Source organism: Acidisoma sp. PAMC 29798 (genome assembly GCF_030252425.1).
Lineage (GTDB): Bacteria > Pseudomonadota > Alphaproteobacteria > Acetobacterales > Acetobacteraceae > Acidisoma > Acidisoma cladoniae.
Window position 1 is genome coordinate 1,371,140 of record NZ_CP126994.1, and the last position, 15,668, is coordinate 1,386,807.

The window sequence follows — 15,668 nt, forward strand, 5'->3', positions numbered from 1 at the left end:
TCCGTAAGATGCTCGAAACGCAGTCATCGCCTTTCCAAACGGAAGCGGGCCCACAAGACGGGCCAGAAGAAGCGGATGTCATCGTCCTTGGCGGCGGCATCGTGGGCGTGTCCATCGCCGTGCATCTCCAAATGCGCGGGCGAAACACGGTGCTGGTCGATCGCCAGGGGCCGGGGGAGGGAACCTCCTTCGGCAATGCCGGCCTCATTCAACGGGAAGCGGTGTTTCCGCATCTCTTTCCGCGCAACCTCGGCGACCTGCTGCGCTACGCGACCAATCGATCGACCGATGCCTATTACCACCCGGCCATGCTGCCGCGCCTGCTGCGGCCCTTCCTCGGCTATTGGCAGAATTCGGAGCAGGGGCGCTATCGCACCATCGCGCATGCCTATGCGCAGCTCATCGCCCATTGCGTCGATGATCATGTGGCACTGGCCGAAGCCGCCGGGGCGATGGATTTGCTGCGCCCCGGCGGCTGGACCCAGGCGCATGAGGATCCCAAGGTGCTCGCGGCGGCCCTGGCCGAAGCCGAAGTCATGCGCCGTGAATATGGTGTCGAGCATGTCGCCATGGACAGTGCGGCGTTGGCGCGCCACGAGCCGCATATCCGCTCAGGCCTCGCGGGCGGGTTGCACTGGACCCAGCCTGTGGGCGTCATCGATCCCCATGCCCTGACCCTCGCCTATACCGCGTTGTTCGAGCGTCTCGGCGGCCGGGTTCGCTTCGGCAATGCGCGCACACTCACTCGCGCGGGCGCGGCATGGCGTGTCACCGGCGCGGGTGGCGCCATCGCGGCGCCCATCTCCGCGCCGGAGGTGGTGATCGCCCTGGGTGCCTTCGCGCCAGACGTGACGAAGCCGCTGGGCTACGCGCCGCCGCTCTTCGTCAAGCGCGGCTACCACATGCATTACCAGCCGGATGTCACTAAGGCGGGCGGCAATGCGCTGCTGACCGGCCCGGTTCTGGACGTCGCGAACGGCTATATGCTCATCCCCATGCGGCGCGGCATCCGGCTCACGACGGGCGCAGAATTCGCGCATCGGGATGCCGAGCCGACGCCGGTGCAACTGGCGCGGGCCGAGCCTGCGGCACGGCGGCTGCTCCCGGGGCTCGGCACCCGGATGGACGCCGAACCCTGGATGGGCGCACGCCCTTGCACGCCCGATATGCTGCCCATCATCGGTGCCGCACCGGGGCAGAAGGGCGCCTGGTATGCCTTCGGTCACGCCCATCAGGGACTGACGCTGGGTCCAACCACGGGGCGGCTTCTCGCCGCCATGATGACCGGCGACACGCCCTTCACCGACCCGACGCCCTATCGGCCGGAGCGGTTTTGACTTCGTCGGAGAGCTCGTCCCGCGCGAGGGAACCGAGATCGCGGTAGGCGTGCCGGTGGCCGTTGAAATCTTCCAACAGCCAGCCATCCTCCCCCTCCACGGCGAAGACCGGGCCGACCGGCACCTTGCCGTGTCCGCCCGGCAGGTCGAGCATGTAGCTCGGCTGGCAAAGGCCAGACAGGCGCCCGCGCAGGCCCCTCAGCAAGGCCTGGCCATCGGCGATCGGCACCCGGAAATGGCTGGTGCCGCGCGCCAGGTCACCGTGATGCAGGTAATGCGGCTTCACCCGCGTCTCCACGAAGGCGCGCATCAGGAGGCCGAGGCTTTCCGGCGTGTCATTGATGCCGCGCAGAAGAACCGATTGCGACAGCATCGGAATCCCAGCATCGACGAGGCGCGCACAGGCGCCGCGCGCTTCCGGCGTCAGTTCCCGCGCATGGTTGCAATGGAGCAGCACATAGACCGGTGCCCGCCCGCCCAGCGCCGAGACCAAGGCCGGCGTGATGCGGGCGGGATCGACCACCGGCACCCGCGTATGGATGCGCAAGACCTTGACGTGCGGAATGGCGTTCAGCCTCTCGATGACCTCCGCCAACCGCCGATCCGACAGCATCAGCGGGTCGCCGCCGGTCAGGATCACCTCCCAGACCTCCGGATGCGCGCGAATATAGTCCAAGGCGCCCTCCAGCGCCGCCGGCGTCAGCACGCCATCGCCTTGGCCGACCTGCTCGCGGCGGAAGCAGAACCGGCAATAGACCGGGCAGGTGAGCAGCAGTTTCAGCAGCACCCGGTCGGGGTAGCGATGCACGATGCCTTCGACCGGGCTAAAGGCATGGTCGCCGATCGGGTCCGCGCGCTCCTCGGGATGGGTTTCAAGCTCCCGCACACTCGGCACAAACTGCGCGGCGATGGGGTCGGCCGTATCGTCGGGATCGATCAGGGCCATCATCGCCGGGGTGACGGAAACCGCGAATTGCGACGCGACGGCCAGCAGGCCGGGCGTCGGCTGGGCCAGCAAGCCGGACGAGACCAGGCCTTCCACGGATTTCGCGGAAGAGAGAAACGACATCAAGGCACCTGTGGAAGGATGGGGTCGCGTGTCTAGCACACGCGGACGTCAGCACACCTTCCGGTGCGCCATCTTGAGTCTGCCCTGCACGCCCGTAGCTTTGGGAGCCCAGCAAAGGAGTGTGACCCATGCAGGACCCCAATACGAAATACCCCCGCCCGCCGTTCGCGCCGCAGCCGCAGTCGGTACCCGGCCTTGCGCGGGAGATGAACCCCAAGCCCGATCATGGCGAGACGAGCTACAAGGGCTCGGGCCGGCTCGCCGGCCTCCGGGCCCTGATCACCGGCGCCGATTCCGGCATCGGCCGTGCCGTCGCCATCGCCTTCGCCCGCGAGGGCGCCGATATCGTGCTCAACTATCTGCCCTCCGAGGAAGCAGACGCGCGGGAGGTTGTGGCGCTGATTGAGCAGGCAGGCCGGCGAGCCATCGCGCTGCCCGGCGCCATCAACGACGAAGCCTTCTGTAACCGGCTGATTGAACAGACGGTCGAGCACCTGGGCGGCTTGGATTCTTTGGTGCTCGTCGCCGGTCATCAGCAGGCCTGCGAAAGCATCGCCGATCTCACCACCGCGCAATTGGATGAGACCTACAAGACGAACGTCTACAGCATGTTTTGGCTTTGCAAGGCGGCGCTGCCGCATATGAAGCCGGGTGCGACGATCATCAACACCAGCTCGATCCAGGCCTATCAGCCGTCCCCCACCTTGCTCGATTACGCCGGAACCAAGGCCGCCATCGCGGTCTTCACCAAGGCGCTGGCGAAGCAGGTTGTGGAGAAGGGCATTCGCGTCAATGCAGTGGCCCCCGGTCCGTTCTGGACCCCGCTTCAGCCCAGCGGCGGTCAGCCGGAGGAGAAGATCCCGGAGTTCGGATCGAAGTCGATCTTCGGGCGGCCGGGCCAGCCGGCCGAACTGGCGGGCGTCTATGTGCTGCTCGCCTCGGAAGAGTCGAGCTACACCACGGGTGAGATCTACGGCGTGACCGGCGGCAATCCGTTGCCGTAGGCGCTGGCGGCACATGTGCGCGGTGGATAGCGCTTCGCTCATCCACCCTACGAGTCTGCGGATCGTAGGGCGGAAAAGCGCAGCGCATTCCGCCGATCAGGCCGCGACCGGCTCTGTCGGTAACAACGACTTCAATTTCACGGTCGGATCCGCCAATAACACCGGATCCGGCCGTGCCCGCTTCTGGATCAGCATCTCGGCCAGGCGAATGTCGCGCGCCACCTTGCCAATTGGCCCAACGGCGCTTGCCCCCACGAGGCGCCCCGCCTTGAGGTGAAAATACATCGGCGCGCCGCCGAGGTCGCGCACCACGGCGGTGTCGCCCTCATCCGGCAGGCCCGCAATCTGCAAGGTCTGGTCATGCTGATCGGACCAAAACCACGGCACGCGGTCATACGCCTCCATCGCGCCAAGCATGGACCGCGCGGCGTGGTTGCCCTGGTCCTGCGCGTTCCGCCAAGCCTCCAGCCGCAACCGTCTTCCGTCGAAGATGGGATGCGGAAAGGAACAGCAATCCCCCGCCGCCAGGATGTCCGGATCGTCCGTCACCAGTTGCGCATTCACCCGCACGCCGTTCTCGACCGTGAGGCCGGCGATTTCGGCGAGGCCGCATTCAGGAATGGCGCCGACACCCGCGATGATGGCGTCGCAGACCAGCCGCCGCCCATCCGCCAGCACCACAATCTCGTCCGTGCCGTCACGTTCGATGGCGGTCAGGCCGACGCCCACAATCAATGTCACGCCCGCACGCGCATGGTGGTCCGCGACCACGGCCGCAATTTCGGCTGGCACGGCGCGCCCCAGAATGCGTGGCGCCATTTCCACCACGATGACCGAGCAACCGCGCGCGATGGCACTTGCCGCGATCTCCAGCCCGATGAAGCCGCCGCCGATCACCACCAGCCGGATGCCCGGCTGCAGCCGCGCGCGCATGGCGAGCGCATCGGAGAAGTTGCGGAGATACAGAACATTCTCCGACCCGGCGCCGGGAATAGCGATCTTGCGCGGTCGCGCACCGGTCGCAATCAGCAGCTTCGCATAAGGCACGCGACGGTCATTATCCAGCTGGACCGTATGCCCGATACGATCGATGCTGGTCGCGCGCACGCCGGAGATATGACCGATCCTGTTCGCCGTCAGTCGCTCCTCGTCGAGGATGAAGGCGGCGGTGGGCTCCGCCACCGACGTCATCGCGGCCTTGGATAAAGGCGGTCGCTCATAGGGCAGGTGACGTTCCTCGCCGATCAGCGTCACCGTTCCCGTATAGCCATGTTCACGCAGGGCCATGGCGGCGCGTGCGCCGGCCTCACCGGCACCGACAATGACCATGCCGGCGTCTTGCGTGCTCATCAGCCGAGATCGACGAAAACGCGTCCGCTTTCGACCTTCACCGGATAGGTCTTGAGATTGACGCAGACTGGCGCACCCTTGGCCTCGCCGGTCGTGACATCGAAGCGGCCATTATGCTTGGGACATTCGATGATCTTGCCCATCACCAGGCCGTTCGACAGATGCACTTGCTCATGGGTGCAGAAACCGTCCGTCGCGAAAAAGCGGTCATCCTCCAGCCGATAGAGCGCGAGGCTGACGGTGCCATGGTCGAAGCGAATCACATCCTCTTCGTCGATATCATCCGGTGCGCAGGCATCGATCCAGTTCGTCACGGTAGCCACTCCCTCAAAGTCTTTTTGCGCGGCGCTTACGCCGCGACGGCGATGGTATCCACGGCCGGCACCGTGGCCGAGCCGGGCAGTTCGCGGACGACGTAATAGTCGGGGTCGCGCGCCTGCCGCAGGATCGCCGGGATGATCTCCTTATACGCGGCCCATAGGCTGGGATAGGGCGTCGGGCATTCCGCCTTCATCGCCTCATGCAATGCGGGCAGGGCGTGATAGGGCACCATGGGAAACATGTGGTGCTCCACGTGATAGTTCATGTTCCAATACATGAAGCGCGAGATCGGATTCATGTAGATGGTGCGGCTATTCAGCCGATGATCGAGGACATTCTCCGAAAGGCCCGCATGCTGCGTGATGCCATACAGAAGCTGCAGCCATGAGCCGTACAACGTCGGCAGGCCAACCAGCATCGCCGGAATCCAGCTGTGCAGGCCGACCGACAGCACGACCACGATGGCCAGGATGGCGACATAGATGCGTGCCATGCCAAAGACCTTCTGGCGCTCCATCTCCGGTATGTAGGTTTCCTCCTCGGCGGTCAGCCGGCCGCCAGCATGCACCAACAGCACGCGCAGCATCCCCAGCGTATTCTTCAACGCGAAGATGTTGAGCAGGATGGCGAGGAAATCGGGCGGCCGCTTGACGTTGATCTCCGGGTCGCGCCCAACGATGACCGTATCGGTATGGTGGCGCGTATGGCTCCAGCGCCAGACCGTCGGTTCGCGCATGATCATGAAGCAGGCAAGTTGATAGACGGCGTCATTCATCCAGCGCGTCTTGAAGGCCGTGCCATGGCCGCATTCATGCCAGCGTGAGTCCGACGCCGAGCCATACAAGGCGCCATAGACGATGAAGAAGGGCACGGCCGCCCAGCTGCCCCAAAAGTAGACGCCCAATCCGCCGGTGACCAGAAGCGCACCGATCCAGATTGCGGTATCGCGGATCGCCGGACCGTCTTTGCGCTTCATCAACGCCTTGAGTTGCTTGCGCGGAATGGGATGGGAATACCATTCCGCCGAGGCGAGACCGAGTTCCTCCGCGCGGCGGGCATTGACGCCCAGCAGGCTGTAATCGCGCACCAGTGCCGCCGTCGTCTCCGTATAGGTGGCGGTTGCCATGACCAGTCTCTCCGCAGTGTTCGGCACCGTCATAGCCCAGGCAGCACCGACGATAAGAGGCCTCTTTGGGGGTTTCCCCTCATTCTGCTATCACATGGCAAAGAGCGGGTGAGGGCAGGTGAGCGGCACAACCGGCAGGCGCCATGGGCTTGAAGCGGTGGCGGTCCGCGCCGGCGTCGGCCTTGCCACCGTCGATCGGGTGCTCAACGAGCGTGGCAGCGTCTCCCCCCAAACCGCCCGGAAGGTGATTGAGGCCGCTCGTGCGCTCGGCCTGCGGCGCGTCCTGCCCACGCCCTATACACGCCAGGTGCGGATCGAGGTTCTGCTCGCACGCTCCGACACGCCTTTCCTGGATCGCCTGACCCTGGCCATGGAACAGGTCGCGGCGACGCTCGATCGCTCCATCGTCATCCTGCGCAGCACCGTGGACATGACGGATCCGGCCAGCGTCGCGCCCCGCATCGCCGCCTGTCGGGCCGATGGCATCATCGTCTATTGCGAGGAACATCCCGCCAATGTGGCGGCCATCGCAGCCTCGACCGCCGCGGGGCGGCCGGTGATCTGCATCGTCACGGATGTGCCAGACGCGCCGCGCCTCGCCTATGTCGGCATCGACCACGCTAAGGCCGGCAGGACCGCGGGCTTCTTCATCGCCCGCCTGGCCGCCCGCCCGGGCCCCGCCCTGATCCTGGCGACCAGCACGGGCTTTCGCGCCCATAAGCAGCGCATCGATGGGTTCAGGGACGCACTCGCCCTACACCAGCCGGGCATCCACGTCGCGGACATCTTGCCGACGGGCGATGACGCGGAGCGTGCCTATCATCAGCTCACCCAGGCGCTGCGCCGCATGCCGCAGGTGGTGGCCGTCTACAATACCGGCGGCGCCAACCCGGCCGTGGCCAGTGCCATCCGCGACAGTGCCGATCCCGCCGCCATCCTCTTCGTCGGCCATGAATTGACCGAAACCAGTGCTGGTCTGTTGCGGGATGGCATCATGACCGTGACGATCGATCAGGCGCCGGAACTCCAGGTGCGACGGGCGATCGACCTGATGTTGAGCCATCTGGGCGTGACGCCCTCCCGCATCGTGGGAAGCGAAATCGCCTTCACCCTCCATACCCGCGAGAACAGTTGATGCGTGGCCAGGACGTCTTCTCTCTATGCCCGACCGGCGCGGGCGCGTAAGCTGATGGTGTGATCGCAGTCCGCATCTTCTCTGTGCTTGCCGCGGCCGCCCTGGTGGCGGCCTTCGCCGTGGCTACCTTCTGGCCGCCGGAGATGCCGCTCAAGGTTCTGCTGGCGATGATGGACGACACTTGGGTGCCGACCGCCCAGGCCTTCGTCCAGACCTCCCTCTCGCCCTGGTGCTGGGCGAATATCGCCCAGCCGCTGCTGGACCGGCCGGGTTGGTTGCTGCCCACAGCCATTGGCCTGATTTTCTTCGGCGGCGCCGTGAGCTTCTCCGGCCCCCGTGGCAGCCGAACGCGCCCGCGCCGCTGGCGGAGCTGACGATCAAGGGGAGAGTGACGGCAATGGATCCTGTAAGCCGGGTGATCGCGACCGAGGCCGCAATTGATCTCGCGGCAGTGCTGGCGGCGGAGAACGGTCCCATCCTGTTCCACCAGTCCGGCGGCTGCTGCGATGGCTCCTCCCCGATGTGCTACCCGCGCAGCGATTTCATGGTCGGTGACCAGGACGTGTGTCTGGGGGATGTCGGCGGCTCGCCCTTCTATATCAGCCGACCCCAGTTCGAATATTGGAAGCACACCCAGATCATCCTGGACGTGGTGCCCGGCAAGGGCGGCATGTTCTCGTTGGAGAATGGGCGCGGCGTGCGGTTCCTGACCCGCTCGCGCGTTTATACGGACGCGGAAGTCGGTCGCCTCGAAGCCGTCTGAGCATGTATGTGCCGCCGCATTTCCGCGAAGACCGGCTCGACGTTCTGCATGAAGCGATGGCAGCGGCGCCCTTCGCCAGCCTCGTGACCATCGGCACGGATGGGCTGGACGCCACACCGCTCCCTTTGTTGCTGGACCCTGACGCGGGGCCTTACGGTACGCTCATCGGTCATGTCGCCCGCGGCAATCCGCAATGGCGCACCGCTTCGGCCGAGCATGAGGCGCTGGCCATCTTCGGCGGCCCGGACAGCTACATCACGCCCTCCTGGTATGAGACCAAGCGCCTCACCGGCAAGGTCGTGCCGACCTGGAACTATGTCGCCATCCATGCGCGCGGCCGGCTGACCTTCTTCGAGGAGGCGGCGCCGCTGCTGGAGGTGGTGCGGCGGCTGACCGAGCGGCATGAGAGTCCGCGCGCCGCGCCTTGGGCGGTGTCGGACGCGCCGGCCGATTTCATCGCCGGCCAGTTGCGCGGCATCGTCGGGTTGCGGCTGGAGATCACGGCCCTGACGGGCAAGTGGAAGATGAGCCAGAACCGCGCGCCGGCGGATCGCGCCGGTGTCGTCGCGGGCCTGCGCGCCGACGACGACCCCTTGGCCGCCGCTGTGGCGGATGCGGTGGAGCGGGGGTAAGACCATTGCGAGGTTAAAAGTAAGGCGGTTTTGCCTTGCTTTATCGTCGTCATGGAGGAGGTTGCGCATGAGCAGCACACTGACCGTCACGGCGAAGGGGCAAGTCACGCTTCGTAAGGATGTCCTGCGGCACTTGGGCATTCAGCCGGGCGAGAAGATCACCGTGGAAAAGCTTCCCGATGGGCGGGTCGAGGTGAAGGCCGCGCGCCCAACGGGGCATATCTCTGACATCTTTGGCTTCTTCAAGAACGAAGAAGGTATTTCATTGTCGATTGACGATATGAACCAGGTTATCGCGGACGGGTGGGCCGGCAAGCGGTGAAGATCGCCGCCGATACGAATGTCCTCGTGAGAGCCATGGTGATCGATGATGTCAGGCAGAGCCGCATCGCCGAACAGGCCTTGGCGGGTGCGGACATGGTCGCGCTTTCGATGTCGGCGCTGTGTGAGGTCGTTTGGGTCCTGTCGGCAGGGCACAAACGCAGGCCAACGGATATTGTAGAGGCGCTCCGTCGTTTGATCGATAACCCGAGCGTCGTTCTCAATCGCCCCGCTGCCGCCGCAGGACTTACTGTGCTGGAGATGGGCGGCGATTTCGCGGATGGCGTCATCGCCTATGACGGCACTTGGCTGGGTGCCGACGTCTTCCTGTCCTTCGACCGCAAGGCTGTGAAACTGCTTGAAGATCAGGGGATCTCGTCGCGACTGCTCGCGTAGCGACACAATACTGACGCCGTGGAGCGGTGATAGCCCTGTGGCGGAATACGCTCCGCTCTTTCGCCCTACGATGTCTTGTAGGGCGGAAAAGCGAAGCGTATTCCGCCGGCTCGGCTGAAAAGGATCAGCCTTCCATGTCGTTGGCGATGCGCATCAGCACCTCCGGCGACCGGCTCTTCAGCACGGCGAACCAGACGAAGCCGATCAGCATGAAGATCACGAAGGCCGGCGGCAGGTAGTTGTACGGATAGGCCGGGTAAGGCACCACGCTGCTGAACAGCACGAAGGCCATCAATGCCGCGCCTGCCACGCCGTAGATGACGTGCTGAATCTGCAGCCGTCCGGCCCGATACATATCCACCGGCGCCGTGACGCAGACGCCGAGATAGACGACCACGAAGCCATAGGTCGCGATCGTGCCGGTCAGGCCGAACCCGTTCAGCAGACCCTGCGGCAGCAACAGCAGCAGCAGCACCAGCGTGATCAGCGCAGAGGCGATGACCGCGCGATACGGCGTGCGATGGACGTGATGCACGAGGCCCATGGAGCGATGCAGGAACTGGTAGCGGCCCATGGAATACAGCATCCGCGAACTCGCATTGATGCAGGCCAAGGCGCAGGCGAAGGCGCTGATCATGGCCGCGAAATACACCACGCCAGCGGCCCAAGGCAGGCCCGCCTTGTTGGTCATGTCTGCGAAGGGCGAAGCGCTGCCGCCGATGGCGCCCGCATCGTCGCTCATGCCTAGGATCATGAAGTAGCTGAGAATAACGAAGAAGATGCCGGCGATGGCGGCGCTGCCGATGACCGCAACCGGCACGCTGCGATGCGGGTTGGCGGTTTCCTTCGCCAAGGTCGCGGCACTCTCGAAGCCGACGAAGCTGAACACGGCGAAGGTCAGCGCCGACATCACGCCGCCCAGCTTCAGATGCGAAATGTCGAGCTGCTTGTGGTCCACAATGGTGCCGTGCTTGCCGACCACGATCGCGGTGATGATGATGATGATGCCGATCGAAATCGTTTCCAGAACAAGGCCGACCCGCGAGGACATCTGGATATCGCGGAAGGCGGCATAGGTCACCAGGGCGAGGAACACCACCGCGAAGACCACCAGCATCGGCATCGACAGCGTGATGTGGAAGACCGCCAGGAAGTTGCCGAGGAAGATCGGAAAGCCGAAGACCACCGCGACCGCCGTGGTGATATAGGCCAGGATCATGGCCCAGCCGGCGAGGGCGCCTGTCATCGGGCCGAAGTTACGGCCGATATAGACGAAGTAGGACCCCGCTTCGGGATGGCGCTTCGCCAAAGTGGCGATGCAGGCGCCCACGAAGACAAGGCCGATGGTGGCGATGAGGTAGGACAGCCAGGATCCCACACCGGCGAGACCGGCAACGACCGAAATGTTGAGCGCGGGCGTCAGGGTCGGGGCGATATTCGCGATGGACTGCCCGATCGTTTCCGGGAGGCTGAGGGCGCCGTGCTTTAATTGCGCGGATGGTGGGGCGATGACATCAGTAGCGGCAACCATGTTTTAATATCTCCGTTAGAAGCGCGGTCAGAAAGACGTCGTTACCGGGGCCGGTTCCCGATCATGAGGCGCAGCAGGACGGCGCGGCATCTCGGCTGGCGGTATTCATCGTCTCCGCCACCGCGATACCGGGATTGCTGTCGAAAAATCCGCTCGGCATGAGGGTGAATCCCGTGGTGATGCAGGGCTGCACGGGAAAATCCTCGGTGCGGACGGAATGATGCAGGCCGAAGACATGCCATAGCGTAACGCTTGCATTGTCGATCGGCCGATCTTGCTTGACGAAGTCGGACACGCCGCCGTTTCCGTCGGAATGGTTCATGAACTCGCCGGCCGGATAACGCTCCTCGGCCTCATGCGCCGTCACCCAGAGGTGATTCTCGACGAAATTCGAACGCTTGCCGGACGGTCCTTGCGGCAGCAGAAAGGAGTTGACGCAGTTCGTCGGCAGCAGCTTGTAGCCGACGGCGGTGCCGACATGGTTGGTCTTGTTCGGATTGACGACCTTCCAATAGCGCTGGCTGGCGAGGTTGGCGCGGCGGCAGGCTTCCGTCTCGGTCTTGAATACCGTCTCGCTTTCAAAGAAGGCATTGCCCCAGGGGTTGGACGGGCCTTCGGGCTCGGCGGCCGTATTGCACTCCACCACGGAATTGCCGATGCCATCGACGGCCATGTCGAGCCGCGCGCAGAAGATGTGCTGGTGGATCTGCCCCGCAACACCGGGGGAGACTTCGCGCTCGTATTTGCTGGGGCTGCCCGGCACGCAGCCCACCGTATTGATGATGCCCGTGGCCTTCATCTGAAAGCTGATGTCGCCGCTCTGGTTGAAGGTCCAGTATTGGGCATATTCGTAATTGCCCACGGTCGCGATGCAGGACACGACCAGCTTGCGGGCGCGGCGAAGCTGGGTGCGCTCGGTGCGGAAATCCCAATGCTTCCACAGGATGCCGTCATCCTCCTCATGAATGCAGATCGCCTTGCGGATCGTGTAGATCTCGCCGGACATCGTATTGAGGTTGACGTCGAGATACTGGATGGCGCCCAAGCAGTCGCAGCCGAGTTCCAGGGAATTCGTCAGCTTGCCGAGGCCGTATTCCCCGATGTCGAAGACGTTCTTGCGGTAATGGCCACGATCGGGCGAGCCGTACGGCACGACCATCTCGACCAGGGACGCCCGGTTGATGACGGGGCGGCCGGTGAAGCGCATATCGTGGAGGGTCAGCCCCTCCCGCGCATTGAAGCCGATAGCCAGCGACCAACGCTCCCAGGTCAGCGCATTGCCGTCGAGCGTGAAGCTCACGCCGTCCGGCTGCTCGATATTGAGCGTCTTGAGAGGCGGCAACGTGTCGGTGATGAACTTGCTGTCGTAATTGACTTCGCGCATCGGAATCGGCGGCCCGCCGTAGTCGTCGACACGCAGCACGACGCCGCTCTTGATATCGACGACGGCATTCAGACCCTCGACCGGATGGGCATAGAAGGCCTCATCGGCGTAGAGGCGCACCCAGATGAAGGTATGGGACAGATGCTCGCCTTCCTCATCCGCTCTGCCGAAATTTCCGGCAGACCAGGGATCGACGCAGACCGTGTCCATATCCGTGATGCCGCGGCGGGCGCAGGCTTCAACGAAGCGCGGATCGGCCTTCACATAGGCTTCGATGGCCATGAACTGTTCAAGCTGGATCATCGGTCGCGCACTGGGGAAGTGCTGACTGGTGAGAATACGCCGGTCATCGAGCGACAGCGTCAGCTTCCAGACGCCGGGCTCGTCGGCGCGAAAGACATTGGCGCGCGCCTGTCGCGGGAGGGCCAGTCCGGCTGTGGGATCGACGATCGCGGCCTTGGGCGGCTCCATCAATTCGATCGTCTCGAATAGGATGGCCGGGCCGAAGGCAGGATCGGCCTTGACGATCGCCACGCTTGCTCGAATTTCGGCGGGCGAGAGCGGCGCCAAGGCATGGCGTTGCGCGGACAGAGGGCGGTGAGCCATTGGGTCGATGACGCGGGCGATGTCGTCCATGAACCTCTCCTAAGGTCGTCCTGTCCGGACGTCGTTGTTTCGGTTAATGCAATGGTCATGCCACGCAACTGTCACGTCTGCAGAGTGGGGGTGTTTTCGGCCGCGGCGGCTGGTAAGCTCCGCGACCACCACCACGTTCTGTTCGCAGTTTGGGAGGCATGAGAATGAGCAAGAAATCGCCGCCGGCCGCCGAATCGGTGGACCGCGAACCGTCTGACGAGCCGACGCCGAAGGGCGAGGCGCCCCCGGTCTCACCAGATGACGAGCCCAAGGGCCACCCGACCAGCGATCGGTTTCGGACCGAGTCCGCGAAACCGACGCAGACATAGCGTCAGGAGCTTGACCGGGCCGATCGCCATTCTATCGCTGCGCGTCTCGGGGCAGTCGCTCGCGATCGCGCAGACTGAGGTGATCGAGGTGCTGCCGGTGCCGAGGCTCGCGACGGTGCCCGAGGCACCGGAAATGGTCACTGGCGCCTTTCGGCTGGGCGCGGAAACGGTCTTGGTGATCCGCCTCGCGACCTTGCTGGGTCTGACGGCCCAACCCGAGGGGGATGCGCTCTATCATCATCTCTTGCTGCTGCCCGCCCGCGATGGCGCCGCGCGGCTGGCGCTGTTGGTCGATCGTGTCACCAACCTACATCGCATCGAGCCCACGCTGCTGCCGGCGGGTCATAGCTTCAATGACTGCGTGACGGGCGATGTGCAGATCGACGGCGCGGTGGTGCCCTTGCTGGCCGTGGCCCGGCTGCTGACGGCGAAGGATCTCGCCTTCGCCGAGGCCTTCGCGCTTCGGGCGGAGGCGCGCGGCGTATGACCGCGCCAGACGGATCCTTCGCGGCTCTCAAGCAGGCGATCATCGCCCGCACCGGCCACGACTATTATGCCGACAAGGACCGCTTGCTGCGCGACCGCCTGGAACGACGGCTGACCGTCACCCGTGCGGCCGGACTGCCGGATTATGCGCGCCTGCTGCACGATCCGGTGGCAGGCGCCGCCGAATGGGCGGAGCTGGAAGCCGAGATCACGATCGGGGAGACGTTCTTCTTCCGCCACGCGGAACAATTCGCTGCGCTGAAGGACGTGATCCTCCCCGCGATCATTGCCGAGAACCAGGCAACCCGCCGCATCCGCATCTGGAGCGCCGGCTGTGCGGTCGGCGCCGAGCCCTATTCGGTCGCCATCCTGATGGAGCGCATCTTGGGGGAGGCGCTGGCTGATTGGACCATCGAGATCATCGGCAGCGATATCAACCACCGCTGCCTGACCCAGGCCCGTGAGGGACGTTTCAGCGGCTGGGCGCTGCGCGGCATGACGGAGGCCGAGAAAACGCGGGATTTTCTGCCGAGCCCCGATGGCCGCCACTGGCATATCGATCCACGCCACCAGCCGCGCACCCGGTTCATGCGGCACAATCTGCTCAGCCTGCTCGATGGCACTTCTCCGCCAGACGTCTCCGATTTCGACCTCATCCTCTGCCGCAACGTGCTGATCTATTTCGGGCCTGATCAGGTGCCGGGGATGCTGTCCGCGCTGGCAGACTGCCTGAAACCCTCTGGCTGGCTGATGGTCGGTCATTCGGACGCCGTCGTCGGCGTACCGGCGGCTCTGGGCGTCGTGCAGCTTCCAGGCACCCTGGCATTCCGCCCGCCCGGCTGCGGCACGCCGGCGCCGCTAGCAAACCCGCCCCCGCCTGTCGAATGGCCGGCCTTCACCGTCGAAAAGCCCGCTCGCCGCGTTCCTGCGCGACTGCCTCAGCCCGAACCCGTCGCGGTCGATCCGGTGCCGATACCGGCGATCCGGGCGCTTGCGGATCTCGGCGCGCTGGACGAGGCCACCGCCGCCTGCGCCGCGGCCATCGTTGTGCATCCGCTGGACCATCGTCTGCACTTCTATGACGGTGTCATCGCCCAGGCGCGGGGCGATATTGCGAGGGCCGAGGCCGCCTTGCGCCGCGCCATCTATCTCCGTAACGACATGGTCATGGCCTATTACCATCTCGGTCTGCTGCTGATCGACGGCACGGCGCGTGAGGCCGGACGTCGGATGATGGAGCAGGTCATCACCCTGTGCGCCGCGCTTCCGCCGTCTGCGATCCTGCCCGAGAGCGATCATCTGCGGCCCGGCGATCTGCGCGGGCTGGTCGGTCAGCGCCTGCGCCCGGTCGGTATGCCCTGATGGACGCGGCGCGCCTCCAAGTGCTCGATCGTCGCACGGCGGCCCTTGCCGGACGTTTGGCCGATGCGATCGTCGTCGAGTCTCGGCCCAAAATCATCTGGTGCCTCGGAGAGTCGCTGTTCGGCATCGACCCGGAGATGGTGTCGGCCGTTATTCCCTATCCCGGCTGCACCGCCGTGCCCGGCCGCCAGTCGGCGGTGCTCGGCGTGATGAGCCGCAGGGGCCGTTTCTACAGCGTGATCGGCCTGCGGCGGCTGATGGCCATGGCCGAGGATGTCGCGCCCAGCCACCTGCTGCTTCTACGCGGGCCCGCGCCTTATCTCGCTTTGGCGGTCGATCGTGTGCTGGGTCGGCTTGATGTCGCGGTGCCCCCATCGCCCGATGCCCCCGCCGTGATCCTCGGCACAGCGGGTGAGGGGCGTCTCGTCACGCTGTTCGACCCACGACAGATACTGCGGCGGCTGGGTCACGCCGGATGAGTTTTTC

The 15,668-nt window shown here is 64.9% G+C and carries 18 protein-coding genes; 12 read left to right on the top strand and 6 right to left on the bottom strand.

Annotated features, from left to right (window positions below):
* The first annotated feature begins 8 nt into the window (after positions 1-8).
* Positions 9-1,337 carry an NAD(P)/FAD-dependent oxidoreductase gene (locus QP803_RS06580; RefSeq protein ID WP_284946987.1) on the top strand — a complete coding sequence of 443 codons (1,329 nt, stop codon included), beginning with the start codon at positions 9-11 and terminating at the stop codon, positions 1,335-1,337.
* On the opposite strand, the gene QP803_RS06585 is transcribed toward QP803_RS06580, so the two are convergent.
* Entirely contained in the window at positions 1,300-2,406 is a 1,107-nt protein-coding gene (locus tag QP803_RS06585; protein WP_284946988.1) for a lysine-2,3-aminomutase-like protein, read from the bottom strand. The genes QP803_RS06580 and QP803_RS06585 overlap by 38 nt on opposite strands.
* 128 nt (positions 2,407-2,534) lie before the next feature.
* Here QP803_RS06585 and QP803_RS06590 point away from each other — a divergent pair, with 128 nt between their 5' ends.
* Positions 2,535-3,410 carry an SDR family oxidoreductase gene (locus QP803_RS06590; RefSeq protein WP_284946989.1) on the top strand — a complete coding sequence of 292 codons (876 nt, stop codon included), beginning with the start codon at positions 2,535-2,537 and terminating at the stop codon, positions 3,408-3,410.
* A gap of 96 nt (positions 3,411-3,506) precedes the next feature.
* Here QP803_RS06590 and QP803_RS06595 read toward each other — a convergent pair whose 3' ends face one another.
* Genes QP803_RS06595 through QP803_RS06605 form a run of 3 tightly spaced genes read right to left on the bottom strand, consistent with a single transcriptional unit; the run spans position 3,507 to position 6,207 of the window.
* Positions 3,507-4,760, bottom strand: a complete 1,254-nt coding sequence (locus tag QP803_RS06595) for an NAD(P)/FAD-dependent oxidoreductase (RefSeq protein ID WP_284946990.1) — start codon at positions 4,758-4,760, stop codon at positions 3,507-3,509.
* A complete protein-coding gene (locus QP803_RS06600; protein WP_284946991.1) occupies positions 4,760-5,074 on the bottom strand; it encodes a MocE family 2Fe-2S type ferredoxin in 315 nt (104 codons plus the stop codon). The genes QP803_RS06595 and QP803_RS06600 overlap by 1 nt, the downstream gene beginning before the upstream one ends.
* A gap of 35 nt (positions 5,075-5,109) precedes the next feature.
* Positions 5,110-6,207 (bottom strand): fatty acid desaturase family protein, encoded by a 1,098-nt coding sequence (locus QP803_RS06605; RefSeq protein ID WP_284946992.1) that lies wholly within the window; start codon positions 6,205-6,207, stop codon positions 5,110-5,112.
* A gap of 118 nt (positions 6,208-6,325) precedes the next feature.
* Between QP803_RS06605 and QP803_RS06610 the strand changes: the two genes are divergently transcribed.
* The 6 genes from QP803_RS06610 to QP803_RS06635 all read left to right on the top strand — a co-directional run bounded on the left by QP803_RS06610 (position 6,326) and on the right by QP803_RS06635 (position 9,454).
* The gene (locus QP803_RS06610; protein ID WP_284946993.1) at positions 6,326-7,342 is read left to right on the top strand and encodes a LacI family DNA-binding transcriptional regulator; all 1,017 of its coding nucleotides are present in this window, start codon (positions 6,326-6,328) and stop codon (positions 7,340-7,342) included.
* A gap of 59 nt (positions 7,343-7,401) precedes the next feature.
* On the top strand, positions 7,402-7,716 hold the full coding sequence (locus QP803_RS06615) for a hypothetical protein (protein WP_284946994.1): 315 nt from the start codon (positions 7,402-7,404) through the stop codon (positions 7,714-7,716).
* A 23-nt stretch (positions 7,717-7,739) separates the two neighbouring features.
* A complete protein-coding gene (locus tag QP803_RS06620) occupies positions 7,740-8,105 on the top strand; it encodes a DUF779 domain-containing protein (protein WP_284946995.1) in 366 nt (121 codons plus the stop codon).
* 2 nt (positions 8,106-8,107) lie between these two features.
* On the top strand, positions 8,108-8,737 hold the full coding sequence (locus QP803_RS06625) for an FMN-binding negative transcriptional regulator (protein WP_284946996.1): 630 nt from the start codon (positions 8,108-8,110) through the stop codon (positions 8,735-8,737).
* A gap of 67 nt (positions 8,738-8,804) precedes the next feature.
* The gene (locus QP803_RS06630; RefSeq protein WP_284946997.1) at positions 8,805-9,059 is read left to right on the top strand and encodes an AbrB/MazE/SpoVT family DNA-binding domain-containing protein; all 255 of its coding nucleotides are present in this window, start codon (positions 8,805-8,807) and stop codon (positions 9,057-9,059) included.
* Positions 9,056-9,454 carry a type II toxin-antitoxin system VapC family toxin gene (locus tag QP803_RS06635; RefSeq protein ID WP_284946998.1) on the top strand — a complete coding sequence of 133 codons (399 nt, stop codon included), beginning with the start codon at positions 9,056-9,058 and terminating at the stop codon, positions 9,452-9,454. Before QP803_RS06630 ends, QP803_RS06635 begins: the two co-directional genes overlap by 4 nt.
* 124 nt (positions 9,455-9,578) lie before the next feature.
* On the opposite strand, the gene QP803_RS06640 is transcribed toward QP803_RS06635, so the two are convergent.
* Together QP803_RS06640 and QP803_RS06645 are read right to left on the bottom strand one after the other, a co-directional pair.
* A complete protein-coding gene (locus QP803_RS06640) occupies positions 9,579-10,985 on the bottom strand; it encodes an APC family permease (protein ID WP_284946999.1) in 1,407 nt (468 codons plus the stop codon).
* 61 nt (positions 10,986-11,046) lie between these two features.
* A complete protein-coding gene (locus tag QP803_RS06645) occupies positions 11,047-13,005 on the bottom strand; it encodes a primary-amine oxidase (protein WP_284947000.1) in 1,959 nt (652 codons plus the stop codon).
* Positions 13,006-13,169: 164 nt separating this feature from the next.
* On the opposite strand from QP803_RS06645, the gene QP803_RS06650 reads away from it, so the two are divergent.
* Genes QP803_RS06650 through QP803_RS06665 form a run of 4 tightly spaced genes read left to right on the top strand, consistent with a single transcriptional unit; the run spans position 13,170 to position 15,661 of the window.
* A complete protein-coding gene (locus QP803_RS06650; RefSeq protein ID WP_284947001.1) occupies positions 13,170-13,334 on the top strand; it encodes a hypothetical protein in 165 nt (54 codons plus the stop codon).
* Between the two features lie 10 nt (positions 13,335-13,344).
* On the top strand, positions 13,345-13,821 hold the full coding sequence (locus QP803_RS06655) for a chemotaxis protein CheW (RefSeq protein WP_284947002.1): 477 nt from the start codon (positions 13,345-13,347) through the stop codon (positions 13,819-13,821).
* Positions 13,818-15,182, top strand: a complete 1,365-nt coding sequence (locus tag QP803_RS06660; protein ID WP_284947003.1) for a CheR family methyltransferase — start codon at positions 13,818-13,820, stop codon at positions 15,180-15,182. The genes QP803_RS06655 and QP803_RS06660 overlap by 4 nt, the downstream gene beginning before the upstream one ends.
* On the top strand, positions 15,182-15,661 hold the full coding sequence (locus QP803_RS06665) for a chemotaxis protein CheW (RefSeq protein ID WP_284947004.1): 480 nt from the start codon (positions 15,182-15,184) through the stop codon (positions 15,659-15,661). The genes QP803_RS06660 and QP803_RS06665 overlap by 1 nt, the downstream gene beginning before the upstream one ends.
* Positions 15,662-15,668 lie beyond the last annotated feature (7 nt).

Bases quoted from the DNA above. Each gene is read 5' to 3' on its own strand.
- QP803_RS06645 (WP_284947000.1), bottom strand. From the start codon at position 13,005: ATGGACGACATCGCCCGCGTCATCGACCCAATGGCTCACCGCCCTCTG.
- QP803_RS06650 (WP_284947001.1), top strand. From the start codon at position 13,170: ATGAGCAAGAAATCGCCGCCGGCCGCCGAATCGGTGGACCGCGAACCG.
- QP803_RS06605 (WP_284946992.1), bottom strand. From the start codon at position 6,207: ATGGCAACCGCCACCTATACGGAGACGACGGCGGCACTGGTGCGCGAT.
- QP803_RS06630 (WP_284946997.1), top strand. From the start codon at position 8,805: ATGAGCAGCACACTGACCGTCACGGCGAAGGGGCAAGTCACGCTTCGT.
- QP803_RS06595 (WP_284946990.1), bottom strand. From the start codon at position 4,760: ATGAGCACGCAAGACGCCGGCATGGTCATTGTCGGTGCCGGTGAGGCC.
- QP803_RS06590 (WP_284946989.1), top strand. From the start codon at position 2,535: ATGCAGGACCCCAATACGAAATACCCCCGCCCGCCGTTCGCGCCGCAG.
- QP803_RS06640 (WP_284946999.1), bottom strand. From the start codon at position 10,985: ATGGTTGCCGCTACTGATGTCATCGCCCCACCATCCGCGCAATTAAAG.
- QP803_RS06620 (WP_284946995.1), top strand. From the start codon at position 7,740: ATGGATCCTGTAAGCCGGGTGATCGCGACCGAGGCCGCAATTGATCTC.
- QP803_RS06625 (WP_284946996.1), top strand. From the start codon at position 8,108: ATGTATGTGCCGCCGCATTTCCGCGAAGACCGGCTCGACGTTCTGCAT.
- QP803_RS06665 (WP_284947004.1), top strand. From the start codon at position 15,182: ATGGACGCGGCGCGCCTCCAAGTGCTCGATCGTCGCACGGCGGCCCTT.
- QP803_RS06660 (WP_284947003.1), top strand. From the start codon at position 13,818: ATGACCGCGCCAGACGGATCCTTCGCGGCTCTCAAGCAGGCGATCATC.
- QP803_RS06580 (WP_284946987.1), top strand. From the start codon at position 9: ATGCTCGAAACGCAGTCATCGCCTTTCCAAACGGAAGCGGGCCCACAA.
- QP803_RS06585 (WP_284946988.1), bottom strand. From the start codon at position 2,406: ATGTCGTTTCTCTCTTCCGCGAAATCCGTGGAAGGCCTGGTCTCGTCC.